Annotated in this window: 18 protein-coding genes; 6 read left to right on the top strand and 12 right to left on the bottom strand. The window is 66.4% G+C overall.

The genetic code is table 11. The features are described 5' to 3' along the window. Window positions 1-3: 3 nt before the first annotated feature. Complete coding sequence (locus P1K30_RS09335; RefSeq protein ID WP_275632451.1) at window positions 4-1,287, bottom strand: lipopolysaccharide biosynthesis protein; 1,284 nt, start codon at window positions 1,285-1,287, stop codon at window positions 4-6. 136 nt (window positions 1,288-1,423) lie between these two features. Then, window positions 1,424-3,625 carry a right-handed parallel beta-helix repeat-containing protein gene (locus P1K30_RS09330; protein ID WP_275632450.1) on the bottom strand — a complete coding sequence of 734 codons (2,202 nt, stop codon included), beginning with the start codon at window positions 3,623-3,625 and terminating at the stop codon, window positions 1,424-1,426. Between the two features lie 187 nt (window positions 3,626-3,812). Between P1K30_RS09330 and P1K30_RS09325 the strand changes: the two genes are divergently transcribed. Next, window positions 3,813-4,781, top strand: coding sequence for an endonuclease/exonuclease/phosphatase family protein (locus P1K30_RS09325; protein WP_275632449.1), 969 nt, complete (start codon window positions 3,813-3,815; stop codon window positions 4,779-4,781). 3 nt (window positions 4,782-4,784) lie between these two features. On the opposite strand, the gene xylA is transcribed toward P1K30_RS09325, so the two are convergent. From xylA to P1K30_RS09275, 10 genes are all read right to left on the bottom strand, one after another. Beyond that, complete coding sequence (gene xylA, locus P1K30_RS09320; RefSeq protein WP_275632804.1) at window positions 4,785-6,050, bottom strand: xylose isomerase; 1,266 nt, start codon at window positions 6,048-6,050, stop codon at window positions 4,785-4,787. A 195-nt stretch (window positions 6,051-6,245) separates the two neighbouring features. Next, on the bottom strand, window positions 6,246-7,091 hold the full coding sequence (locus P1K30_RS09315) for a LysR family transcriptional regulator (protein WP_275632448.1): 846 nt from the start codon (window positions 7,089-7,091) through the stop codon (window positions 6,246-6,248). Between the two features lie 143 nt (window positions 7,092-7,234). Next, window positions 7,235-8,839 carry a glycoside hydrolase family 43 protein gene (locus tag P1K30_RS09310; protein ID WP_275632447.1) on the bottom strand — a complete coding sequence of 535 codons (1,605 nt, stop codon included), beginning with the start codon at window positions 8,837-8,839 and terminating at the stop codon, window positions 7,235-7,237. 100 nt (window positions 8,840-8,939) lie between these two features. Further along, window positions 8,940-9,989, bottom strand: coding sequence for an L-glyceraldehyde 3-phosphate reductase (gene mgrA, locus P1K30_RS09305; RefSeq protein WP_275632446.1), 1,050 nt, complete (start codon window positions 9,987-9,989; stop codon window positions 8,940-8,942). 4 nt (window positions 9,990-9,993) lie between these two features. After that, window positions 9,994-11,133: a Gfo/Idh/MocA family protein gene (locus tag P1K30_RS09300; protein WP_275632445.1), complete on the bottom strand. Its 1,140-nt coding sequence runs from the start codon at window positions 11,131-11,133 to the stop codon at window positions 9,994-9,996. A 12-nt stretch (window positions 11,134-11,145) separates the two neighbouring features. Next, window positions 11,146-11,892, bottom strand: a complete 747-nt coding sequence (locus P1K30_RS09295) for a sugar phosphate isomerase/epimerase family protein (protein WP_275632444.1) — start codon at window positions 11,890-11,892, stop codon at window positions 11,146-11,148. A gap of 72 nt (window positions 11,893-11,964) precedes the next feature. After that, complete coding sequence (locus P1K30_RS09290) at window positions 11,965-13,044, bottom strand: ABC transporter ATP-binding protein (protein WP_275632443.1); 1,080 nt, start codon at window positions 13,042-13,044, stop codon at window positions 11,965-11,967. 124 nt (window positions 13,045-13,168) lie between these two features. Then, a complete protein-coding gene (locus P1K30_RS09285) occupies window positions 13,169-14,080 on the bottom strand; it encodes a carbohydrate ABC transporter permease (protein WP_275632803.1) in 912 nt (303 codons plus the stop codon). Between the two features lie 22 nt (window positions 14,081-14,102). Next, entirely contained in the window at window positions 14,103-15,068 is a 966-nt protein-coding gene (locus tag P1K30_RS09280) for a carbohydrate ABC transporter permease (protein WP_275632442.1), read from the bottom strand. A gap of 88 nt (window positions 15,069-15,156) precedes the next feature. Further along, entirely contained in the window at window positions 15,157-16,386 is a 1,230-nt protein-coding gene (locus P1K30_RS09275; RefSeq protein ID WP_275632441.1) for an ABC transporter substrate-binding protein, read from the bottom strand. 173 nt (window positions 16,387-16,559) lie between these two features. Between P1K30_RS09275 and P1K30_RS09270 the strand changes: the two genes are divergently transcribed. The 5 genes from P1K30_RS09270 to P1K30_RS09250 all read left to right on the top strand — a co-directional run bounded on the left by P1K30_RS09270 (window position 16,560) and on the right by P1K30_RS09250 (window position 24,877). Beyond that, the gene (locus tag P1K30_RS09270; RefSeq protein WP_275632440.1) at window positions 16,560-17,603 is read left to right on the top strand and encodes a LacI family transcriptional regulator; all 1,044 of its coding nucleotides are present in this window, start codon (window positions 16,560-16,562) and stop codon (window positions 17,601-17,603) included. Between the two features lie 78 nt (window positions 17,604-17,681). Next, window positions 17,682-19,010: a CapA family protein gene (locus P1K30_RS09265; protein ID WP_275632439.1), complete on the top strand. Its 1,329-nt coding sequence runs from the start codon at window positions 17,682-17,684 to the stop codon at window positions 19,008-19,010. A 280-nt stretch (window positions 19,011-19,290) separates the two neighbouring features. Next, a complete protein-coding gene (locus tag P1K30_RS09260) occupies window positions 19,291-21,162 on the top strand; it encodes an FAD-binding monooxygenase (protein ID WP_275632438.1) in 1,872 nt (623 codons plus the stop codon). A gap of 52 nt (window positions 21,163-21,214) precedes the next feature. Then, window positions 21,215-22,510, top strand: coding sequence for a DUF2254 domain-containing protein (locus P1K30_RS09255; RefSeq protein ID WP_275632437.1), 1,296 nt, complete (start codon window positions 21,215-21,217; stop codon window positions 22,508-22,510). Window positions 22,511-22,660: 150 nt separating this feature from the next. Beyond that, window positions 22,661-24,877, top strand: coding sequence for a DEAD/DEAH box helicase (locus P1K30_RS09250; protein ID WP_275632436.1), 2,217 nt, complete (start codon window positions 22,661-22,663; stop codon window positions 24,875-24,877). Window positions 24,878-24,935 lie beyond the last annotated feature (58 nt).

Genomic DNA, 24,935 nt, shown 5'->3' with positions numbered 1-24,935 from the left:
CGTTCAGCCCGCCCGCAGTCGCCGTGTCGACCACGGCAAGATGCCCAGCCGCGCATGGCAGATCCAAAGCACGTTCAGGTTCCAGCCCGCCATCGCCACCGCCGCCGCTCCCGCCGCGCCGGTCAGCCCGCCGGTCGTGGCCCCCAGCCCGACAAGGGCAGGCGTCGCCACGCTCCACGCGCCCAACACCAGCGTCCCCTGTTTCTCAAGCCCCGCCATGTTCAGCAGCATCGCGTTGGGTCCGCACAGCGTGTTCACGACCTGCCCGAGGATCAGGAACGCCAACGCGGGAAAAGCGGCGCGGTAGCTGTCCGAGAACAGGCCAAGCGCGAACGGCCCCGCCGCAGCAAGGACAAGGCCGCCGCAGATCGCGATCCCGCCCGCCATCACGGCGCCCAGCGTCATCAGCCGTCCGACCGCCTCGATGCGGCCAGCGTCGAACTCACGCGAGAGGACGGGCGCCATCGCCTGATTTACCGCGATCAGGGCGATGGACAGCAGCTTGGCGATCCGGTCGGCGGCGAAGTAGGCGCCCGCCGCAGCCGGTCCAAGGGCCAGCGCGACCACGACCGTCCCGCAGTGACTGCCCAGCGGTCCCGCCGTGGCGCCCGCCCACAGCCAGCCAGACGTCCGCGCCATCGATTGCCGGTCCTCGGGGGACAGCGCCCGGTCCGGCGCTAGCGTCCAGACGAGGCCGGCCAGCTGCGCGGTCGAAACCACGGCCAGCGTCGCCGCGGCCACCCACAACAGCGTCGCGCCCGTGAGCGTGCCCAAACCGAGGATTCCGGCGATCGCCAGCACCCGCCATCCGATCTCGCGCCCGGACAGCGCCAGCACGACAGATCCCCGCGCCCGCAGCGCGGCTTGGGCGACTTCGCTCAGGGCGAAGGCGACGGTCATGGCACCAAGCGCCAGCGGGGCCTGCAAGATGGCCGGGGCCGAAGGCTGTAGCCCAGCGGCCGCAAGGCAAATCAGCGCAAGGGCGCCGCTGCCCAGACCGCAGGCCAGCGCCGTGCGGCGCAGCGACCAGCGCAGCGCGGCATCGGCGACCCCGCGCCCCTGTGCCTCGTCCAGCGCAGGCCAGAACCGAAGCACGGCAAGGTGCTGCCCCCCCGTGAAGGCAAAGCCAAGGATTGTCGCAAGCGAGAATGCGGCAGCGAATACGCCGTACTCGGCATCCGTCGATGCCCGCGCAGCGACCAACAGGAAAACGAAGGCCAGGAAAATGCCGGCCAGCTTCAGCAGGCCCGCAATCAGCGTGGTACGAAGCAGGTGCCGTGTGTGCACGGGCGCGGCCTTTCGCGAACGGCGGCGGCGCCCTGCCATTTCAAGTCATGCTGAAATAACGACGGCGCACCGGGTTTCCCGTTAAACTGTCGTTCGCAATGCTTAAGAAAGCGTTACCGTGACCCGGTCGCGCGGGTTACCACAGCAGCCCACCCACAAGCTTCACGGAATGTCCGCCGGTGTTTTCGACCGACAGCGTCAGGGCGTCCCCGAACGGCGCCACCTCGGTGACGGTCAGCACGATATCCGTTCCGCTGGTCCCCACCGTCAGTCCTGCATCATGCGTGGTCACGGTGCCGATCGTGGCCAACGTCGCCGCCCCGCCGTCGCGCCGCAAAAGGATCGGCACCTCGACATAGGCGTCCGCGTTCGTCGTGGCCTGCCGCAGGCTCAGCGCCAGCTTGACGTGCGACCGAAGGTAGGTGCTGGAATGCATCGCCGCGTCGCGCAGGTTCAGGGCGAATGTCTTGGTCTGTCCAGCGCTCAGGGTCTCGCGGGCAAGGGCGCTGCGGTAGGCATCGGTCGCGACGTCGCCGGCGTTGTCGAACCGCACGCTGTCCTTGTTGTAGTACAGCCGCAAATCACTCGCCATCGTCGGCGTGCCGGACGGCAGGCGGACATAGACGGTCTGGAACCCCAGCCCGTCGTTGTCGCCGAAACCCCACTGCCCGGTGGCAAGCGACCCAAGCGTGCCCGCCGCAAGGTCTGCCGCATCGTGCAACACACCGTCGGGCCCGTCGATATAGGGCTCGGGCCCGTCGCCATAGTCGTTGTTGTCGCGCAGATAGTATTCGTCCGTGCCGCTTGCCGACGGTTCCCATTCGTAAATGTCCGCGAAATCGGGCTCGCGCAGGTCCATGACGGGCAGCAGGCCGGTCGCGTTGTTGCCTTGCCAGACAAGGCCGTCGTGCTGCTCGCAATGTGCCGCGATCAGCGGGGACGGGGCCCCCTTGGACGGCGAAGGCTTCGACGACCGGGTCTGGAACACGTTGTTGGTCAGGCTGGAACAGGTGGACCCCAGCATGTTGATCGACCGGCGGGCGTCGGGTGTCAGGTCGGCGCCCCAACCGGCACCCTTGAAGATGTTGCCGCACACGTTGATGTGGCGCGGCTTGTCCGTGCCCGACCGCTCGAAATAGATGTCGTTCCCGGCGTTCCGGTCGAAGGTGCAGTTGGCGATCAGGATCTCGTTGGCGTTGCGGCCAAGGTAGATGCCGGTGGCGGCCTCATCCAGATCGGGACCGGACCGCTGGAACTCGATAAAGCAGGTCTGCACCGTCACCTGCCCGCCGTTCAGGTACAGCGCGCGGTTGCGGTTGGCCGAGAAGGTCGACCGCAGCAGGAAGCTGTCCTTGCAGTTCCGCAGGCCCCAATTGTTGTTGCGGACCACGCAGAACCGCATGTCGAGCCCGCCCAGCGGCGACCCGACACCGCCGTTGATGCCATAGTGGAAATCCAGCAGCTTGACGCCTTGCAGTTCCAGCCGGCTGGACCCCTCGGCCTCGATCCCGTTGCCGGCCTCGGCATCGGTGGCCCCGTTGCCGTCCATGTCGAAATTGGTCAGCCGGACCCGGTTGCCAACGGTAAATATCGCGCCGGCGTCGGCCTTGCGGATCAGCCGTGTGCGCCCGTTGTCGGTGACGTTCTCGTAAAAGGAATACAGTGTTCCGTCGATCCAGACATCATCCGGTACGGTAAGGTCGCCCACCACCATCGACCCGGGCGGCAACAGCACAAGCCCGCCGCCGGACGCCGCCGCACGGTCGATGGCCTTCTGCACCGCCGCGCTGTCGTCGGTCACGCCGTCCGCCGCGGGGCCGAACTGCGCGACCGAGATCCGGCTGGCCCCGTCCGGCGCGGCCTGCAGGCCGATGCCGCCCTGCGTCGTGCTGTCGGGGTCTGGCGCGCCGTTGTCGGTCACTTCGAAGACGAACCCGCCCTCTTTCACCTCGACCAGATCGCCTGCACCGATCTTCTGCCGTCCGGTTCCCTTGTCGTATGCCAAAGAACGGTCGGCCAGCAGATCGGACATACGCCGGAAGCTGCGCACGACGTCGCCGCTGTCGCTGCGGATCGCGATGTCTCCGGTCTGCAGGATCGGGTCGCCCTTCCGCGTCTGGATGACCACGCGATAGTCGCCGTCGACCAGAAAGCATCGCTCGAACGTGCCGGTATCATCGGCCCGCAGAGGGTTCGACAGCATCGCCGTCAGGTCGGCGTCGCGAAACAGCTGCGCCAGCGTGTCGGTTCCGGCGATGTAGACGGACAGCCGCGCGAACGGAACCGTCGAGGGGTAATAGGCAATCTGGCTTGGATCGTTGGGGTTCAGCTGGCCCATGCTTGGTGTTTCCCGCGTTGTCCCCTCGACCGGGGGTGAATGTCGTGCAGCGTCGGTGCGGGGACTAAGTGTGTTCAGGCATCGTTAAATTGCCCCGAAGCCAGCGCACGGTGGGTGCGCAAATCGGGGCTGTCGCGGGGCCGGGCAATCTGGAATTGTGCAGGCGGAAACCGACGGGACGCGCAGCATGACCAAGGCAAGGATCTGGAAGGAAAGGCTGATCGGCGTCTGGCTGGCCGGCACCGCCGCCGTACTGGCGCTGGGCCTGTTCAGCCATGTCTTCCCCTCGGCCGATCCGCTGCTGGGCACGCTGGCGCGGATGACCGACAGCGCGCGCGTCCACCTGCTTGGCCTGTCGGTGCTGCTTGCCTTGGGGCTTGCCCTGCTGCGGGTGCGCTGGATCGCGGCCGGGGTCGCGTTGGCGGCTGCGCTTGGGCTGGTGCTGATCGTCGTGGACTACCGCGCCCGGATCGCCCCGGTGGGCGAGCGGGCCGACCTGACGGTATTGTGGCACAACGTCTTTAAATTCAACGCACTGGACGTGCCCGCCTTCGCCGATGGGCTGCGGGCCAGCGGCGCCGATCTGGTGGTCTTGGCCGAGGCGGAACCGGCGATGGATCTGCCGCCGCTTGTCGCGGATATCTACCCCCACCGCCTTGGGTGCGACGGGGTCGATCCCGAGGACTGTAACCTGATGATCCTGTCGAAGGTGCCGCTGGACAACGCCGATCTGGCGCCCCTGTCGATGGGCCCCGAGAGGCTGGCCCGTATCCGGGTCGAAACCCCCGAGGGACCGATCGACGTCATCGCGGCACACATGATCAAGCCGTGGATAATCGCGATGAGCCTGCGCGACGAAACCAGCATCTGGCGCGCCATCCTGCGCCGCGACCAGGTGCCCTACATCCTTGTCGGCGACCTGAACGCCGCCCCGTGGAGCGCCCGGTTGCGCCGGATGCAGGACCGCCACGACCTGCGCCACTGGCGGCGGCCGGAACCGACGTGGCCGGTCAAGCTGGGGGCCGCAGGGCTTCCGATCGACCATGTGCTGGCCAGCGAAGGCGTCGCGATCACCGACTACGCCACATGGAGCGGTTACGGGTCGAACCACATGGGCATCACCGCGTCGGTCCAGCTTGAGGGCGGCGCGGACTAGCCGTCAGACATAGCGGTTGACGATGTTCTCAAGGATTTCCTGCTTGCCCGAACGCGGCTGCGGATCGATGCCCTCTGCCTCGACCTTCGCGGCGATGGTGGCAAGATCGGACGACAAAAGCTCGGTCGAGGCGGGCGTTTTCCATCCGGCATACCGCTCGCGGCGCATCGTCTCTAGCGTGCCGTCCTCCAGCATCCGCGCCGCCGCCTTCAGGCCACGGGCGCAAACGTCCATCGCGCCGGCATGGGCGGCCAGCAGGTCCTCGGGGTCCAGCGACTGGCGCCGCAGCTTGGCGTCGAAGTTGGTGCCGCCGGTCTTGAACCCGCCGCCGCGCAGGATCTCGTAATAGGCCAGCGCGACCTCGGGGACGTTGTTCGGGAACTGATCGGTGTCCCAGCCGGACTGATAGTCGTTGCGGTTCATGTCGATCGACCCGAACACCCCCAGCGCGTTGGCCAGTGCGATCTCGTGCTCGAAGCTGTGCCCGGCAAGGATGGCGTGGCCCTGCTCGATGTTCAGCTTGACCTCGGTCTCCAGCCCATACCGTTGCAGGAACCCGAACACCGTCGCCACGTCATAGTCGTACTGGTGCTTGGTCGGCTCTTGCGGCTTCGGCTCGATCAGGATGGTGCCCTTGAAGCCGATCTTGTGCTTGTAATCGACGACCATCGACAGGAAGCGGGCCATATGGTCCATCTCGGCCTTCAGGTCGGTGTTCAGCAGGGTCTCGTAACCCTCACGTCCGCCCCACAGCACATAGTTCTGTCCGCCCAGTCGGTGCGTCGCATCCATGCAGTTTTTCACCGTCGCCGCCGACCACGCGAACACGTCCGGGTCGGGGTTGGTGGCGGCGCCGGACATGAAGCGGCGGTGCGAGAACAGGTTCGCCGTGCCCCACAGAAGCTTCGTCTTGGACGTCGCCATCTTGCGTTCGAAGATGCCGATGATCTCTTCGAAGTTCTTCCGGCTTTCGGCAAAGCTGGCGCCTTCGGGGCGGATGTCGGCATCGTGGAAACAGAAGAACGGCACGCCCAGCAGATCGAACATCTCGAACGCCGCTTCGGCCTTCAGCCGCGCCCCGTCCATCGTGTCCGGAAACCACGGCCGGTCGAACGTCTGGCCGCCGAATGGGTCGCCACCGGGCCACGCGAAACTGTGCCAGTAGGCGACAGCGAACCGCAGGTGATCCTCCAGTCGCTTGCCCATCACGACCTCGTCCGGGTCATAGTGACGATAGGCCAGTCCGGTCGCGTCGGGGTCAAAAGTCAGGGGCGCGGCGTCCCCGAAAAATCCGGTGGTCACGTTCGGGGTCCTCCTCAGAATCCTGCAGGAGGCGGCACTTTCACCGATCCCTTCGGTGGTGTGCCGTGACGTCCTCCCGCGCGAAGCCTGACGCGGCGGGGCAGGGGCGTCAAACCGTTTCTGCCCCCTTTGCGCACCGGGCTGATCGGGGCTGGCCGGGTGCTATCCGGCCAGCGCCTCCCACGCGCCGGGAACGACCCGGTCGGCGGTGTCCTTCAGGCGCAAAAGGCGGATGTCCAGTTCCATCAGCGGGCCCGCGCCCGCGTGCTGCACAAGGCGTCCGGCGCGCAGGTCGCTCTCGACCATCGACAGCGGCAGCCACGCGACGCCCATGCCCTGCGTGGCAAGGCAGTACGCCGTCTGGACGTCGGCGGTTTCGGCGACGGGGACCGATTTCGGCCGTTCGCCGCTGCGGTACAGGGCGCCCGCAAGGAAGGTGTCCGGCGCGTACTCGATCACCCGCGGCGACCCGGGGCGGGTCAGGTGGCTGGGTGTGCAGACGGGGGCGAAGGTTTCCTGCCCGATGGTACGCGCAAGGAACCCGGCGCGGGCATCCGCCCCGGCCTGATCATAGGCCACCAGCAGGTCCGCCTTCTGCGACAGCAGGTCCAGCAGGCCGCCGTCGCGGTCGCAGGCAATCAGGCGCACCGGGCCGAAGCCGCGCTTGCCCAGATCCTTGGTCAGTTGCGGCGCGATACTGGCCGCCAGATCGGTCTGGCAGGCCACCGTAATCGCCCGCGTGTTCGACACCACGGGCCGCGTCAGCGTTTCGCGCAGACAGCGCATCTCTGCCATGAGACGGCGCATCTGGGTCTCCTGCTCGCGCAGCGCGCGCCGCAGGGCAACGGGTTTGGAGCCCCGGTCAAAAAGCTCCACACCAAGCAGGTCCTCGATGGCGGCGATGCGCCGGGTGAAGGTGGACCTGTTCACGCAACGCCGGTCCGCCGCCCCCGAGAAGGAGCCGGTATCCAGCACTGCCACTACGTCTTCAAGCCAATCGTGTTGCATGACCCTGCGATAAGCGGCGTCGCCCGCTTGTTGCAAGACTTGCAACGTATAGGCGGTAAATGACCTACGTAGTTGCAGTAAGTGCGCAACAATCCGCCTATGCGCGCCGTTTTGGCGATTTCGGGTGTGACGGGAACGTGGCCTTAGCTTGGCGCCTTCGGGATGTAGGAGAAATGCGCGAATCGTGCCTCGCGTCCTAGCCCGCTGATGTCGAAGGCCATCATTCCCACGAACGCCCCGGTGAACGAGCCGTGCTCGCCCCGACCGCCTTCGTCCGAGATCACCGCAGCGTCCAGCACCGGCCCGATCTTGTGCCAGTCACCCCCCTGTCGCCATGCGAACTGCTGTTCGGCATGATCGACCGTCACCCGCATCTCGACCGGTCTGTCTTTCACCGGCACCGGATCGCCAACCATCTCGATCCCGCCGTCGGGGAAGTTGCCGGGACAGGACATGACAACCAGCGCGCGGCCCGCGTCGGGGTCTTGCGTGACCAGCAGGGCGTGGAACTTGTAGCGGTTGTAATAGGTCGTCAGCCCGGCGTTCTGCTGGTAGGTCAGCGGGTCGAAATCCACCTCTGTCTCGGCGGTATAAGCGAAATCTTCCTGCCGGCGGGCGACCAGCGCCTGCTCGAACCACGACCCGGGGCTTTCCCGTCCGATCAGGACCAACCCATGGTCGAGCCGAAAGATCCGGTCGGTGTCGGGGGTCCGCAGCCACTGGAATTCGGGCGGAAGGGCAGGGCCGGCGAAGTTCGTCTTCGACGGCGCGGGCGGTGGGGCGCTGGCATCGGTGGGGCCGGGCAGTTCGGTGCGGGGCAGCATCCCGCCGTCCTCCAGCCACAGCCAGTCGTCGCGCCAGACCACCCGTTCGATCCCGGTCTCGCGGCCCAGCGGACAGAACCGCCCCGCCCCGTCGGGCCCGGCAATCGGGCGGCCCATCAGGAAGGTGTGGTATCCCTGTCCATCCGGCGTTTCGACATATTGTCCATGCCCGGTGCGCTGGATCGGGTGGTCGGGTGCGTCGCGGGTCGAGATCAGGTGTTTCTGCGGATGCGTCTCGTACGGCCCCCAGATGTCGCGGCTGCGCGCCATCGTCACCGCGTGATCATAGCCCGTGCCGCCCTCGGCCACGGTCAGATAATACCAATCGCCGCGTTTGAAGATGTGCGGACCTTCGGTCAGGCCCCGGTCGGTGCCGTCATAGATCTTCTGCATCGGCCCCGTCAGGCCGCCTTCGGGCGTCCATTCCTGTAACAGGATGCCGTCAAAGCTCGCGTGTTTCGGGTTGCCCCCGGTGCCCCGGCCCCGGTGGTTCCACTGCAGCACCATGAAATACGTCGTACCGTCCGCATCGTGAAACAACGACGGGTCGAAGCCGTGGTTGCAGACGAACCAAGGGTCGGTCCAGTCGCCGTCGATCGTCTCGCAGGTGGTGATGTAGTTGGGCGCGTCCTTGAACGACCCGTCGTAGCGTTTCACGTCGGTGTAGACGAGCCAGAAGCGCCCGTCGGCATGGGACAGGCAGGGCGCCCAGATGCCGCAGCTGTCGGGATTGCCGCGCATGTCCAGCAGGCCGGCTCGGTTCAGCGGGCGGGCGACGAGCGTCCAGTTCACAAGGTCGCGCGAGTGGTGGATCTGCACGCCCGGATACCATTCGAAGGTCGAGGTCGCGATGTAATAGTCGTCGCCCACCCGGCAGATCGACGGATCGGGGTTGAACCCCGGCAGGATCGGGTTGCGGATCATGCGCGCCTCCTCTCGCGTCTGACCGGCAGGGGGCGGCACGATCTACTAACAAATCGTGCCGCGCAGAATTTTCTGGAAAATTCTGTTGCGTCGCGGCCTCCTACCGCTCTGCCGCCCCTTCGGTGGTTTCCGACGACTTCGCCCAAAGGTTGATCTTCTCCTCGTCGGCATAGTCGTCGATCAGTTTCAGCTCGCTTTCCGTGAACTCGAGGTTGCCGACCGCGCCGACGCAGTCTTCCACCTGGCTCGGTTTCGATGCGCCGATCAGCGCCGAAGTGATCCCGCCGCCGCGCAGCACCCATGCAATCGCCATCTGCGCCAGCGTCTGCCCGCGCGCTTCGGCGATTTCGTTCAGCTTGCGAATGTTCTCGACCGCGTGTTCCGACAGCATGTTCGGGTTCAGCGACTTGCCCTGCGTGGCGCGCGACCCTTCGGGGATGCCGCCAAGGTACTTCTTCGTCAGCATCCCCTGCGCCAGCGGGGTGAACGCGATGGACCCGATGCCAAGTTCGGTCAGCGTGTCCTTCAGCCCGTCGCGTTCCACCCAGCGGTTCAGCATGTTGTAGCTGGGCTGGTGGATCAGGCAGGGCGTGCCCAGATCCTTCAGGATCGCCGCCGCTTCACGGGTGCGTTGGGCGTTGTAGGACGAGATGCCGACATACAGCGCCTTGCCGGCGCGCACGATGGCGTCCAGCGCACCCATCGTTTCTTCCAGCGGCGTGTCCGGGTCGAAGCGGTGCGAATAGAAGATGTCGACATAATCGACCCCCATCCGCTTCAGCGACTGGTCGCAGGACGCCATCACGTATTTGCGCGAGCCCCACTCGCCATAGGGGCCGTCCCACATCAGATAGCCCGCCTTAGACGAGATGATCAGTTCGTCCCGGTATCCCGCGAAGTCGGTCTTCAGAATGTCGCCGAACGCCTCTTCGGCGCTGCCGGGGGGCGGGCCGTAGTTGTTGGCAAGGTCGAAATGGGTGATCCCGTTGTCGAACGCGGTGCGGCAGATGTCGCGCTTGGTCTGGTGCGGCGTGTCGTGGCCAAAGTTGTGCCACAGCCCCAGCGAGATCGCAGGCAATTTCAGGCCGGATGCGCCGCAGCGGCGATAGACCATCCGGTCATAACGGGTCTCGGAGGGGCGGTAGCTCATGGGGTCAGTCCTTCAGCAGTTTTGCGGCGGCCTCCGGTCCCAGCGCGTCGGGGCGAGCGCAGGTTGTGGTCAGATCGACCCACTGGCCGGTCTCGCCCGCGCGAAGGATAGAGGTCATGACGTCCACCGCGTGCAGCGAAAGATCCAGCGAACAGCGGTGGTCGCGCCCATCCATAATGGCCTCGGCCATGTCGGCAAGCCCCGATGCTCGGTAATTCGCCAGCGGGCCGTGGCTGGGATGCTCTTGGTTCGGTCGCCCGAACGGGTGATCCCAAGGCGCAAGCGGCGCGATCGCCCCGTCGCGCCCCGCGTGCTCGACCGTGCCGCCGAAAAAGTTCGGATCGGGCAGAAACAGCGAGCCCTCGGTGCCGTAAAGCTCCATCGGCTGGTGCCGGTGGGCCCAGACATCCCAGCTGGCCGAGAAGGTGATCGTCGCACCGGACGCGAAATCCAGCAGCGCGTGGATGTTGGTCGGCGTCGCCACCGGGATCTCTTCGCCCCGGCGCGGACCCTCGGTCAGGATGGTACGTGTCGGCGTGGCAGACGTAGCCAGCGACGCCACCCGCTTCACCGGACCCAGAAGCTGGACAAGGTTCGTGATGTAATAGGGGCCGACGTCCAGCACCGGCCCGGCACCGGGCTGGAAGAAGAAATCGGGGTTCGGATGCCAATGCTCCATCCCGTGGCTCATCACGGCGGCGGACCCGGCGGTGATCTCTCCGACCAGCCCCTCGTCCAGCCGCGCGCGGGCCAGCTGATGCGCCCCGCCAAGAAAGGTGTCGGGCGCCGAACCCACCCGCAGCCCGGCCGCGCCGGCGATGGCGCGCAGGTCCTCGCCTTCGTCCAGCGTCAGCACGAAGGGCTTTTCCGAATAGACGTGTTTGCCCGCCTGCAACGCCTGTTTCGAGATCGCGTAATGCGCCTCGGGGATGGTGAGGTTGACGACCACGTCGATCTCGTCCGAGCCGAACAGATCCTCGACCGACAGCGCCTTCACGCCGAATTCGTCGCCACGCTGGCGCGCGGCCTCCATGTTGATGTCGGCCACCGCGCGAACCTCCAGCGCGTGGAACAGCGGGGACAGCTTCAGGTAGGCGGTCGAGATGTTGCCGCACCCGACGATGCCGATGCCAAGCTTGCTCATGTGTCGTGACCCCTAAAGTGTCTTCGCGGCCGCCAGCGAGCGGCGGGCGAAGCGCGCCGGATCGCTGGGGTTGTCGTGTTCCATCACGAAATACTGGCAGGGCGTCCGGCGCAGCGCGGTCATGATCGTGGGCCAGTCCATCGTCCCGTGCCCCACGTCCGCCCAGCCGTCTTCGTCCTCGCATTCGCCGTCCGGGGCGATGTCCTTGATGTGCGCGGCATACAGACGGTCGCCGTATTTCTCGATCCAGTCCAGCGGGTCCTGACCGCCCACGACCGCCCACGCCACATCGAATTCAAGCGCCAGCGGGCCGCCCTGCAGGATCAGGTCCAGCGGCGTCTCGGCGCTGTCGATCTCGGCGAACTCGAAAGCGTGGTTGTGCCAGCCGAAGGTCAGCCCGGCGTCCTGCACCGGCTTGCCGATCCGGGCCAGCACGCGGCCCAGCTCTGCCCAACCGGCGGCGTCCTTCACACGCTCCTCCGGGCCGACCGCCGGCACGAAGACCCCCTTCATCCCCAGCACGGTCGCGATCTCCAGCACCCGGCCGGGCTCGTCCCGCACCATCTCAAGGCTGAAATGGCCGGTGGGCATGGTCAGGCCGTTGCCGTCAAGCTCGGCCTTCAGGTCGCCGACATCGGCCTCGGCGAACAGCCCGCCGTAGCCCTCCACCTGCGTATAGCCCAACTCGCCAAGCATCTTCAGCGTGTCGGACAGGGGGTGATGTCGTGACGAATACAGCTGATAGGAAAAATCGGTCATGGTGCTGTCCTTTCTTGAAGACCGGAAGACGACGTCCGGCCGTTGTCTAAATCGCTGCGTCGGGCGCGCGCGCTACAGCCGCAGTTCGGTGTCCTTGCCGAACAGCGATCCGCGCGCCGCGTCAAAGCCGATGGTCATGCGGTCGCCGGTGGCCACCTTGTGCTGTCCATCAAGGTTGAAATGGAACGGCTGGCCCGCAAGCGTGGTCCAGACCAGCGTGTCGGCGCCCATCGGCTCGAACAGTTCGACGGTGATCTCCTGCCGGAACGATTTGCCCGCGGCCAGCTCGCCGGACACGACGTGCTCGGGCCGGATGCCCAGCCACGCGGGCCCCTGCCGCACACCGTCGGCCCAGCCATAGCCGTCCAGCGGGATGGTGGTGTCGGCCGCGATAAATCCGCGCTCGGTGACCGTGCCGTCCAGGAAATTCATCGCGGGAGACCCGATGAACTCGGCCACGTACTTGGTGCGCGGCCGGTTATAGATCTCGTCGGGCGAGCCAAGCTGCTGGATCGCGCCGCTGCGCATGATGGCGATCCGATCCGCCAGCGTCATCGCCTCGATCTGGTCGTGGGTGACGTAGATCATCGTGTTCCGCAGTTTCTGGTGCAGCCGCTTGATCTCGACCCGCAGATCGGCGCGCAGCTTGGCGTCGAGGTTCGACAAAGGCTCGTCGAACAGGAAAACGTCGACGTCCCGCACCAGCGCCCGCCCGATGGCGACGCGCTGGCGCTGGCCGCCGGACAGGGCGGCGGGCTTGCGGTCCAGAAGCGGCTCGATCTGAAGAATGCCGGCGGCGCGGGCGACGCGCTCTTCGATCTCGGCCTTCGGAATGCGCGCGTTCTTCAGCCCGAAGGACAGGTTCCCCTTCACCGTCATCTGCGGGTACAGGGCATAGCTTTGGAACACCATGCCGATGCCGCGCTGGCTGGGCTCGGCCCATGTCACGTTCCGGTCCTTGATGAAGATCTGCCCGCCCGTGATGTCCAAGAGCCCCGCGATGCAGTTCAGCAGCGTGGACTTGCCGCAGCCCGACGCGCCCAGAAGCACAAGGAACTCGCCCTCTGGGATCTCCAGCGTCAGGTCCTTCAGAACCTCCACCGCGCCGAATGCCAGATCCAGCCCGCGGATCTCTACCGAATTTGCTGTCACCAGCCCCTCCTCCCTGCACCGGGGCAACCCCGTCCCCGGCTTCTTCTCTTCTGAAATACCTCGGGGGAACCGCCGCAGGCGGTGGGGGCAGAGCCCCCGACCCGTGCCGCCGCGATCCTCCGGCTCATCCCTTCACGGCCCCGGCGGCGATGCCGCGGACGAACAGCTTGCCCGACACGAAATAGATCGTCAGCGGCACCAGCCCGGTCAGGATCGTCGCCGCCATGTTGACGTTGTATTCCTTCACCCCCTGCACCGAGTTGACGATGTTGTTCAGCTGAACCGTCATCGGGTAGGTGTCGGGCTTGGTGTAGACCACGCCGAACAGGAAATCGTTCCAGATGCCGGTGACCTGAATGATCATCGCGACCACGAAGATCGGCAGCGACATCGGCAGCATGATCTGGAAATAGATCCCCCAGAACCGCGCCCCGTCCACCCGCGCCGCCTTGAACAGTTCTTCGGGCAGCGAGCTGAAATAGTTCCGGAACAGCAGCGTCAGGATCGGCATCCCAAAGATCGAGTGCACGATGACCAGACCCCACAGCGACCCGTACAGGCCGATCTCGCGCAGGATGATCACGATCGGGTACAGCATCACCTGATAAGGGATGAAGGCGCCGAAGATCAGGATGGTGAAGAACGCCTCGGCGCCTTTGAACTTCCAGTTGGCCAGCGCGTAGCCGTTCACGCTGGCGATCGCGATCGACAGGAACACCGATGGCACGGTGATCCTGACCGAATTCCAGAACCCGCGTGACAGCCCCTCGCAGTTCAGGCCGGTGCAGGCCTCGGACCACGCCTTCACCCACGGCTGAAAGGTGATCTCGACCGGCGGGGCGAAGATGTTGCCCAGCCGGATCTCGGGCATGCCCTTCAGCGAGGTCACGATCATCACGTACAGCGGCAGCGCATAGTACAGCGCCACAAGCCCCAGCGTGCCGTAGATGAAAATGTTGCGGCGCGAGAACCGTTTGCGCGGCTTCGGGCCCTGCGGCCCCTCAAGGCGGGATGCGACGGCATCGGCGCCGGCGATGGCGGTGGACAGGGTGGTCGGATCAGCCACGTTTCCGGCTCCCGAATTCAAGGTACGCCCAGGGGATGATCACGATGGCCACGGCCAGCAGCATCATCGTCGACGCGGCGAAGCCCTGCCCAAGGTTCTGCCCTTGGAACATGTAGTCATAGACGTATTTCGCGGGCACCTCGGACGAGATGCCGGGCCCGCCAGAGGTCTGCGCGACGATCAGGTCGTAGATCCGCACGATGCCCGAGGCGATGATCACCAGCGTGGTGATGAACACGGGCCGCATCATCGGGATCACGATGAACAGATAGGTCTTCCACGCCGGGATGCCGTCGACGCGGGCGGCTTTCCAGATCTCTTGGTCGATGCCGCGCAGGCCGGCCAGCATCAGCACCATGATCAGGCCGGTACCCTGCCACAGCCCGGCGATCAGCACGCCGTAAATCACGATGCTGGCGTTGTAGAGCGGGTCGAAGGTGAACCCGACCCAGCCCATGCCGCGGATCACGGACTGGATGCCGAAGTCGGGGTTCAGCAGCCACTGCCAGACAAGGCCGGTGACGATGAAAGACAGCGCGAAGGGATACAGGATGATGGTGCGGAACGTGTTCTCGAACCGGATCTTCTGGTCCAGCAACGCGGCAAGTATGAAGCCGATGACGAAGGACAGCACCAGCGAGCACAGGCCGTAGATCAACAGGTTCTCGATCGACACGATCCAGCGGTTCGTGCCCCACAGCCGTTCGTATTGCTGCAGGCCGACGAAGCTTTTCCAGACGATGCCGGTCGGGACGGACAGCGACCAGTCCCCGATGTTGAACAGGTCGGTCCATTCGAACAGCTTGCGCGGCAGCAGCTTCGAACTGGTGAAGGAATAGATGACGGTCCATACCGTGCCGCCGACGAAAACCACCAACGCGGTCACGATCATCGGGATGGCCGCGATCTTGGCGCTGAGGTTCCTGAACAGCGGGTTCGGGCGTCCGGTGGTGTCCATGCGGTCCCCGGGTCCTTGCAGTTGCGTGAAGGGAGCCGGCGCCCGGAACAGGGCGCCGGCGGATCTGGTCACACCTTAGGGTGCTGCGTCAGTCGGCGTTCTCGATGATCGAGACGAACCGTTCCTGCGCGGCTTCCGGGGTAATGCTCTTGTCGTTGAAGAACTCCACGAACAGGTCGTTTAGCTGGTTGTTCGTGTCCTCGGTGTTCAGCATGTTCACGTCCGGCAGGGTGTTGCCCGCCGCAAGGATCTCCAGACCCTTCTTCATGCAGTCGTTCGCGGTGGCAAGGTCCACGTCGCCCCGGATCGGAAGCGAGCCCTTGGCAAGGTTGAACGACACCTGCGTCTCGGGCGACAACAGCACCTTCGCAAGCTCGTCCTGCGCCGCGGTGATCTCGGGGTCGTCGACCACCGGGAAATAGAACGCGTCGCCGCCGGTCGAGATGACCTCGTTCACGCCCAGCCCCGGAAGGCAGGAATAATCCTCGCCCGCCGTCTCGCCCGCGACTGCGAACTCGCCTTGGGCCCAGTCGCCCATGACCTGACCGCCAGCCGCATCGGTGATCACCATGTTGGTGGCCTGGTTCCAGTCCTGAACCGAACTGCCGTCCGCCATCTCGCGGGCATCGGCCGCGGCGTTGAACACCCGCGCCATCACATCGCCCGCGGCGAGGTCGGTGTCGTGGTCGCCGTAGACCGCTTGGAACACGTCAGGTCCGGCCAGCGCCACGATCAGCACGTTGAACAGCCCGGCGCTTTGCCACGGTTGCCCGCCAAGGGCCAACGGCTGAATTCCCGCTTCGCGCAGGGCAGGGCCAGCGGCCACGAACTCGTCCCACGTCGTGGGAACCTCAAGCCCAGCCTTCTCGAAAGCGCCGTTGGACAGCCACAGCCACTGCCACGAGTGGATGTTGACCGGGGCGCAGTAGATCTTGCCGTCCACCGTGCAGGCGTCCAGCAGCGACGGCGGGTTGACGATGTCGGTCCAGCCCTCGGCCTCGGCCACGGCGGTCATGTCGCGCAGCAGCCCGGCTTCGATCAGTTCCTCGGCCTGACGGCCGTGGTTGAACTGGAACGCGCCCATCGGATCGCCGCCGATGATGCGGCTGACGATGATCGGGCGGGCGGTGCCGCCGGACCCGGCGATGGCGCCATCGACCCATGTGTTGTCCGTCGAGGCGTTGAACGCCTCGGCGAATTTGGCGACGGCTGCGGCCTCCCCTCCGCTGGTCCACCAATGCGTGACTTCCAGGTCTGCGGCCTGTGCGCTGACACTTGTCAGGGCGGTTGCCGCAAACAGACTAGCCAGTATTCTCATCGAATCCTCCCTTTGGCTAAATCGTTTACGGGGAGCCTATAACGTTTTAGATTTTTGGATCAAGCGTTGACATGCGACATTAAACAACTTGCAATTCCTTGCCTGTGGCGCGATTGGAAAGCCAGTGTCCGGCCGTTCATGCCGCACCGCGGAGAGGGTGGGAAAACAACAAGATGGCTGCACGGGATCGCAAGAAACCGACATTGAAGACGATCTCGGAACTGGCCGGTCTGGCCGTCCCGACCGTCAGCCGTGCGCTGCATGACGCCCCCGACATCGGCGCCGAGACCAAGCAAAAGGTTCGCCGGATCGCCGCCGAGATCGGCTATGTTCCGAATCGCGCCGGGGTGCGTCTGAAGACCGGCAAGACGAACGTCATCGCCCTGATCCTGTCGACCGAGCATGAGATCCTGAACCACACGGCGCGGATGATCTCGGCCATCGCCGGCGGGCTAAGTGGGACCCGGTACCATCTGAACGTGACGCCGTACTTCCCCAAGGACGACCCGATGGTCCCCGTCCGTTATGTGGTCGAGAACCGCTCGGCCGACGCGGTGATCCTGAACCAGGTCCGCCCCGAGGATCCGCGCGTGCGCTATCTGCTGGACGAGGAATTTCCGTTCGCCACGCACGGCCGCTCGAACTGGCGTGAGGGGCACGCCTATTTCGACTATGACAATGAAACGTTCGCCGACCTCGCTGTCACGCGGCTGGCGGCGCGGGGACGTCGGAATGTCGTGGTCGTCGCGCCGCCGATTGAACAGAACTACGCACAGGACATCGCGATTGGCACCGCCCGCGCCGCGAAGACCGCAGGGATCGCGGCGCGCATCGCCAAGGACGTCACCAGCGATGACAGCACCGACCGGATCGCCGCCACGCTGTCGGCGATGCTGGACCGCGACCCGACGATCGACGGCATCCTCTGTGCGTCCACGACGGCGGCGATGGCGGTGGTCGCGACGCTCGAAGCGCGCGGGCGGGTGCTGGGCGTCGATGTGGACGTGATCGCCAAAGAGGCGGTGAACTTCCTGACCCTGTTCCGCCCGCAGATGCTGTCCCTAAGCGAGGATGTCGTGCGCGCGGGCGATTTTCTGGCCAAGGCCGCGATCCGCGCGGTCGAGCATCCGACAGCGCCGCCGCTACAGGGGCTGGAGGTGCCGGACCATTCGTCGTTCCGCACCGGGCCGGACGCGGGGCTGAAACCGGCGTCGTAAAGGGGAGCACCGTCTTGGCTTTCCGCGCGTAAGGGGATTTGATGGCCCGTGGCATCCCTTGATCCGAAAGGCCTTTTCATGACGTCGAAGCTGCCCGCCACGCCCGCCGAGGCATTGCAGATCTCGGTCCCGCCGCTGCGGTTGGTGGTTCGCGCTGTCACCGGGCTGGCGGACCGGCTGGGGTTCTGGCGCGCGCCGCTGGCCGGGGCCGCCGCGGCATCGGACGAGATGACGACGCTGGACACGCTTTACTGGGTGCAGAAGTCCCGCGCGCCTGTCACGCAGCCCGGCGCGGACGTGCCGGACATGCGGGCCGATCCGGTCGCGCTGCCCGAGGGGTTCGTTCCCGACACCCGGGTCACACTTGCGGCGGCGGGGGACATCCTGCGCTCGCGCGGGATCGACGGATCGAAGGATGTCGTGTTCGCGCGCATCGCGGACGTGCTGTTCGACGCCGACCTGTCGATCGCCAACTTCGAGTCGCCCATCACCACCCAGCCGCTTGTCGAGGAGGTGATCGGCGACAAAGGGCCGCCGCTGGAATGCTGCGACCGGGCCCAGTTCGACATCCTCAAGGGGCACGGCGGGCGCCGGTTCGACGTGCTGAACACCGCCAACAACCACCGCTTCGACATGGGGCTGGAGGGGATCGAGACGACCAGCCGCGTGCTGGCCGAGGAGGGCATCCTTGAGATCGGTACCAATGCCAGCCCCGACCAGCAGGGCTGCGGCTGGGTGATCGAGCGTGACGGCCTTCGCATCGGGCTGGTGTCGGACACCTTCGGGCTGAACGGCCATAAGCTGCCCGCAGACGAGGGCTGGCGGATCAACGTCTCGGCCCTGTCGCCCAAGCGCGGCGACCCGGACTTGTCTTCGTTGAAGCGACAGATCGACGACTGCCGGGCGAAGGGCTGCGATTTCATCCTTGCGACGGTGCATTGGGGCTGGGAGTTCGAGATGTTCCCGCGGGCGGGGCAGGTGGCGGCGGCGCGGGAGCTGGCCGAGTACGGCGCCGACAGCATCGTGTCGCACCATCCGCACGTGATCCAGCCGGTCGAGACCTACCGCACCGCGCGCGACCCGGACCGGGTGGCGGTGATCGCCTATTCGCTGGGCAGCCTGACCTGGGGCTTCACCGCGCCGCATATCGTGCTGAGCACGGTGCTGAACATGACGCTGACGAAGGGCCGGGTGGGGGGCGAGACCCGGACCTATCTGGAACGGCTGTCGGTCACGCCGGTGTTCCGCACCCATGTCGAGGAGGATGGCGTCGCGCTGACGCGGATCGAGAAGCTGGCAGATCACGCCGATGCGGCGGACAGCCCGCTGGACCAGGATCACGTGGCGCAGGTCGCGGCCCATGCCGACCGGGTGCTGGGTCCCGGCTGGCGGACGCAGGGCGGCTGAACGCCGCCCCGCGCGGTCGCGCATCCGACGGCGCCGCCGCTAAAGGGTCATAAGGTTCCCGACGTGGATTCGGTCCGCACCGGCGGTGTCTTAGCGGCATGAGGTGGCTGATAAGTCTGCGGCGCAGGCTGGTTTCTGGATAGCTATTTCAGTGACTTATGCCACCTTAATAGTTTACGCATAAATTATATTTGGCGAACGGCTGAACTTGAGGTAGCACTTTCCTCAGCGTCGGGCGTCGGAGGACACGCCCGAACCGCGCTGACGGAGGAGGTCGATCATGCAGTTTTACCAGAACGGATTTCGCCCCGGTGACCCGGATGTCGCACAGCCGCTGCCGGACGCCGGACGCCGCGATACTGTGCCGGACGAGGTCGACGTCCTGATCGTCGGCTGCGGTCCCGCCGGGCTGACGCTTGCCGCTCAGATGGCCGCCTTCCCCGACATCCGCACCGCCATCGTCGAGCGCAAGGACGGCCCGCTGGATCTTGGTCAGGCCGACGGCGTGGCCTGCCGCTCGATGGAGATGTTCAACGCCTTCGGTTTCGCCGAACGTCTGACCCGCGAAGCCTATTGGGTGAACGAGGTCGCCTTTTGGAAACCCGACCCCAAGACCCCCGGCGGCATTTTCCGCAGCGGCCGTATTCAGGACGTGGAAGAGGGGCTGTCCGAGTTCCCCCATGTCATTCTCAATCAGGCCCGCGTGCACCAGTTCTACCTCGACGTGATGCGCAACAGCCCGTCGCGGATGGAACCCTATTACGGGCGCGAGATCACGGATCTGGCCGTCGGCGATGGCGACGGGCCCGTTACCGTCACCCTGTCTCACGGCGACCGGACAGAGACGGTACGTGCGAAATACGTGGTCGGCTGCGACGGCGCCCGCAGCACCGTGCGCCGGTCCATCGGCCGCAGCCTGAAGGGCGACAGCGCGAACCAGGCGTGGGGTGTGATGGACATCCTTGCCGTCACCGACTTCCCCGACATGCGCCTGAAATGCGCGATCCATTCGGATGCGGGCAACGCGGTGCTGATCCCGCGCGAGGGCGGTTATCTGGTGCGGCTGTATATCGAGTTGGACAAGCTGGCCGAAAACGAGCGCGTCGCCAGCCGCAACATCGACGTCGACTACATCATCAAGGCGGCGCAGCGGATCTTCGCGCCCTATACGCTGGATGTGAAAGAGGTCGCGTGGTGGTCCGTCTACGAGATCGGCCAGCGCCTGTGCGACCGGTTCGACGACGTCGAACCCGGTGATGGCCGCCTGCCGCGCGTGTTCATCGCGGGCGATGCCTGCCACACCCACAGCCCCAAGGCGGGGCAGGGGATGAACGTGTCGATGCGCGATACCTTCAATCTGGGCTGGAAGCTGGCGGCGGTGCTGCGCGGGCGCGCCGACCCGAAGCTGCTGTTGACCTATTCGGCCGAGCGGCAGGCGGTGGCGCAGGAACTGATCGACTTCGACCGCGAACTGGCCGCGATGTTCAGCCGCCGGCCCAAGTCCGCGGACCACGCCGACGGTGTCGACCCGGCAGAGTTCCAGCGGTATTTCCAGAAGCAAGGGCGGTTCACGGCGGGCACCGCGATCCGCTATGGGCCTTCGGTCCTGACCGGCGACGGCACGCACCAGTCGCTGGCGCGCGGGCTGGTCACGGGCGAACGCTTCCACTCCGCCCCGGTGATCCGGCTGGGCGATGCCAAGCCCATGCACCTTGGCCATGCGGCCAAGGCCGACGGGGTCTGGCGGCTGTACGTTTTCGCCGACGCCGGCGACCCGACAGATCCGGACGGTGCGCTGTGGCGGGCCTGCGATGCGGTGGCGCCGGTGATCGCGCGGTACACCCCCGACGGCGTCGAGGTGGACGGTGTCATCGACCTGCGCGCCGTCATGCAGCAGACGCACCGCGCGCTGGACTACGGCGCGATGCACCCGGCGCTGCGGCCCGCGAAGGGCAAATACGGCATGACCGACTACGAAAAGGTGTTCTGCGTCGATCCGAAGGCGGGCGACATCTTCGACATGCGCGGCATCGACCGGGGGCAGGGCTGTATGGTTCTGGTCCGGCCCGACCAGCATGTCGCGACGGTCCTGCCGCTGGACGGTGCGGCGGCGCTGGACGGTTTCATCGGGCAGGTTCTGCACCCGGCGTGATAGCCCCGCGCGGTCTTCGTGCTATGTGTCCGGCACAAGCTCGGAGGGCGCGATGCTGTCGAAACGTCTCTGGAAACTGCTGCAGCTGTCCCGAAAGATCTGGGTCCGCGTCACGCTGATCGCGCTGCTGGCGGTGATTGCCGTCGCGGCCTCGTCCCCGCTGGGCCGCCTGATCCCCGACGAGATCGCCGACCGCCTTGGGGCAGAGGCGGTGCTGCCGGTGCTGAACGTGCTGGCCAGTTCCATGCTGGCGGTCGTGACCTTCTCTTTGTCGGTCATGGTGTCGTCGTTTCAGGCCGCGTCCAGCCAAGTCACGCCGCGCGCGCATCGCCTGCTTCTGGAAGACACGACGACGCAGACGGTTCTTGCGACCTTTCTTGGCGCTTTCATCTTCGCGCTGCTGGCGCTGGTGCTGTTCCGTGCCGGGTTCTACGGCGGCCATGCCTCGGTCGTGATCTTCGCCTTTACGGTGCTGGTGATCGCCTTGGTGGTCATCGCGATCCTGCGCTGGATCGCCCACCTGTCCCGGCTGGGCAGCATGGACGAGACGATGCAGATGCTGGAAAACCGCGTGCGGCGGACAATGGAAAACCACCGCAAGTGGCCGGGTCTGGGCGCGAAATGCTACGACACGTACGAAAAGATCCCGACCGGCGCGGTGCCGGTTCCGGCGAGCGAGGGCGGATACGTGCGTCACATCGACGTGGCAGCCCTTCAGTCCAGCGTCGAGAAAGCCGACTGCCGCGTCTGGCTGCACGCGATCCCGGGCGATTGGGTCGGCGAGGGCGAGGCGCTGGCCTATCTGAACCACGCCAGCGAACCCGCCGCAGAGGCCGTGCGCGACGCCTATGTCTTCTCGCCCCTGCGGAACTTCGACCAGGACCCGCGGTTCGGCCTTTTCGTGATCGCCGAAGTCGCGGAACGGGCGTTGTCGCCTGGGGTGAACGACCCCGGCACCGCCATCGAGGTGCTGGCCCGGATGGAGCGGCTTCTGTCGCGGTATTCCCCGGACAAGGTCGTTGCGGAAGAACCCGACTATGACAACATCCGTGTGCGGCGGCTGCCCGAGGCCGACTTGATCGACGAGGCGTACACCATGATCGCCCGCGACGGGGCGGCGATGGTCGAAGTCTCGACGCGCCTGTTGGGGACGTTGCGGCGTCTTGCCCGCAGCCGCGATGCGGAACTGTCGGCCGCGGCACGCGAGCTTGCCAAGTACGCGCTGGCGGCGGCAGAGGATGCGATGTCCCGTGAACACGACCTGAAGCGGCTGCACGCCGCGGTCGAAGGATGGGGCGGGTTCAGCCGCGAGGAAGAACCCGAGCCGAAGGTGATCCAGAGGTCCTGACCCCTGTCAGTCCTGCGTCCGGATAATGCCGGGCATTCGATATGCGCTGTGTACACGGTCGCGGATATACGTTAGAGCGTGCCGCTTTCCCCCTGCCGCAACGGCAGATCACGACGCGACCGCGCGTCCCAGATGCAGAACGAACCCCGGATGATCCAGACCCTCGCCAATGCGCTCGCCGAGCGCGGCTACGACAAGCTGACCCCCGTACAGGAAGCCGTGACGAACCCCGAACTGGAGGGCGCAGACCTTCTAGTGTCCGCACAAACGGGGTCCGGCAAGACGGTGGGGTTCGGTCTGGCGATCGGGCCCACGCTTCTGGAAGACGACGGCACGCTTGGTCCGGCGGCGGCGCCGCTGGCGCTGATCGTGGCGCCGACCCGCGAACTGGCGTTTCAGGTCAGCCGCGAACTGGGCTGGCTTTATGCCGGTGCGGGCGCGCGGGTTTCGACCTGCGTGGGCGGCATGGACATGCGCGACGAACGCCGCGCGCTGGAACGTGGCGCGCATATCGTCGTCGGCACGCCCGGCCGTCTGGTCGACCACATCAAGCGCGGCTCGCTGGAACTGGGCGATATCCGCGCCGTGGTGCTGGACGAAGCGGACGAGATGCTGGACCTCGGCTTCCGGGAAGACCTTGAATTCATGCTGGGCGAGGCGCCGTCGGAACGGCGCACGCTTCTGTTCTCGGCCACCGTGCCGCCGATGATCGCCAAGCTGGCGCAGCAGTTCCAGCGCGACGCCGTGCGCGTCACGACGCTGGGCGAAGCCCGCCAGCACGCCGACATCACCTATCAGGCGCTGCGCGTTGCGGATTCCGATGCAGAACACGCGATCATCAACGTGCTGCGCTATCACGAGGCGCAGAACGCCATCGTCTTCGCCAACACCCGCGCCACCGTCAGCCGTCTGACCGCGCGTTTCGCGAACCGGGGTTTCTCGGTCGTGTCGCTGTCGGGCGAGCTTAGCCAGACCGAGCGCAGCCATGCGCTTCAGGCGATGCGGGATGGGCGCGCGCGGGTTTGTGTCGCCACCGATGTCGCGGCGCGCGGCATCGACCTGCCGAACCTTGAGCTGGTGATCCACGCCGAACTGCCGTCGAACTCGGAAACCCTGCTGCACCGTTCGGGCCGGACCGGTCGGGCCGGGCGCAAGGGGACGTCGGCGCTGGTGGTGCCGCCGAAGTTCGTCAAGAAGGCCGAGCGCCTGCTGAAATTCGCCAAGATCACCGCCGAATGGACGACCGCGCCCACCGCCGAAGAGATCCTGCGCCGCGACGAGGAACGGCTGCTGTCCGATCCCGCGTGGTCCGAGCCGATCACCGAGAACGAGGCCGAGTTCGCCGCCCGCCTGCTGGAAGCCCAGTCGCCCGAGCAGATCGCGGCGGCCTATCTGCGGCTGTTCCGGTCGCATCATTCCGCGCCCGAGGAACTGTCGGATCCCAACACGCGTTCCGCCCCGCGCGAGCGTGCGCCCTTCGGTCCGTCCGCGTGGATCAGCCTGTCCGTTGGCCGCGACGACCGGGCCGAGCCGCGCTGGCTGCTGCCGATGCTGTGCCGTGCCGGTGGGCTGGACAAGGACCAGATCGGCGCGATCCGCATCCGCCCGTCCGAGACCTTCGTGGAAATCTCGGCACCCGCGCTGCAAGGCTTCCTTGACGGCCTGAACGCCGGCGGAGAACTGGAACGCGGCGTGAAGGCCCGCGCCGCCGATGGCCCGCCCGAGGACGACCGCCGTGGCCCGCCGCCGAACCGTGACAAGCGCCCGCCGCGTCCGCGCGACAGCGACCGCTCGGACAGCCGCCCGCCGCGCAAACCCGCGCGCGAAGACGCTCCGGCGTCGCATGCCGCAGACGCGCCGCAGACCGACGCGCCCCGGTCCGACGCGCCGCGCCCCCGTCGCGACGACGAGGTGCACCGCCCCCGCAAACCGCGCGAAACGACGGACCGCCGTTCGGGTGACAAGGGCAAGCCGGGACCGAAGAAATCCTTCGGCGGCAAGCCTGCGGGTCCGAAAGGACGGTTCGGCGACGGCGAGGGCAAACCGCGCCACCGCGACGGCGACAAGCCCAAACGCCGCGACGACGACAGACCCAAGCGCTGGGACGACGACAAGCCGCGCGGGCGTGATGGCGACAAGCCCGCGTTCAAGGGCAAGCCGAAGGGCGGCGACCGCGCACGGGCGTCCGATACGTCGAAACGCTTCGAGCCGCCGCACCGCGCGGGCGGCAAGCCCGGTAAGCCCGGTGGTAAGCCCGGTGGTAAGCCAAGTGGCAAACCGGGCGGAAAAGGCGGCTTCAAGGCGGGGCCCAAGGGCGGCAAGAAGCCGTTCGGCGGCGACGCCCGGCCCAAGCGGCGCGATAGCTGACAAAAAAGCCTGCGGGGATCACTCCGCAGGCTTTTCTTTCTTCGACAGCAAGGCTGGC

This window comes from Psychromarinibacter halotolerans, assembly GCF_029168315.1.
Classification (GTDB): domain Bacteria; phylum Pseudomonadota; class Alphaproteobacteria; order Rhodobacterales; family Rhodobacteraceae; genus Psychromarinibacter; species Psychromarinibacter halotolerans.
The sequence above is the reverse complement of the archived record's forward strand: the minus strand, read 5'-3'. Positions and strand labels throughout refer to the sequence as shown.

Coding starts and splice junctions, on each gene's coding strand:
- P1K30_RS09260 (WP_275632438.1), top strand. CDS start 19,291: ATGCAGTTTTACCAGAACGGATTTCGCCCCGGTGACCCGGATGTCGCA.
- P1K30_RS09310 (WP_275632447.1), bottom strand. CDS start 8,839: ATGATCCGCAACCCGATCCTGCCGGGGTTCAACCCCGATCCGTCGATC.
- P1K30_RS09275 (WP_275632441.1), bottom strand. CDS start 16,386: ATGAGAATACTGGCTAGTCTGTTTGCGGCAACCGCCCTGACAAGTGTC.
- P1K30_RS09330 (WP_275632450.1), bottom strand. CDS start 3,625: ATGGGCCAGCTGAACCCCAACGATCCAAGCCAGATTGCCTATTACCCC.
- P1K30_RS09255 (WP_275632437.1), top strand. CDS start 21,215: ATGCTGTCGAAACGTCTCTGGAAACTGCTGCAGCTGTCCCGAAAGATC.
- P1K30_RS09295 (WP_275632444.1), bottom strand. CDS start 11,892: ATGACCGATTTTTCCTATCAGCTGTATTCGTCACGACATCACCCCCTG.
- mgrA (WP_275632446.1), bottom strand. CDS start 9,989: ATGAGCTACCGCCCCTCCGAGACCCGTTATGACCGGATGGTCTATCGC.
- P1K30_RS09315 (WP_275632448.1), bottom strand. CDS start 7,091: ATGCAACACGATTGGCTTGAAGACGTAGTGGCAGTGCTGGATACCGGC.
- P1K30_RS09250 (WP_275632436.1), top strand. CDS start 22,661: ATGATCCAGACCCTCGCCAATGCGCTCGCCGAGCGCGGCTACGACAAG.
- P1K30_RS09300 (WP_275632445.1), bottom strand. CDS start 11,133: ATGAGCAAGCTTGGCATCGGCATCGTCGGGTGCGGCAACATCTCGACC.
- P1K30_RS09325 (WP_275632449.1), top strand. CDS start 3,813: ATGACCAAGGCAAGGATCTGGAAGGAAAGGCTGATCGGCGTCTGGCTG.
- P1K30_RS09280 (WP_275632442.1), bottom strand. CDS start 15,068: ATGGACACCACCGGACGCCCGAACCCGCTGTTCAGGAACCTCAGCGCC.
- P1K30_RS09270 (WP_275632440.1), top strand. CDS start 16,560: ATGGCTGCACGGGATCGCAAGAAACCGACATTGAAGACGATCTCGGAA.
- P1K30_RS09265 (WP_275632439.1), top strand. CDS start 17,682: ATGACGTCGAAGCTGCCCGCCACGCCCGCCGAGGCATTGCAGATCTCG.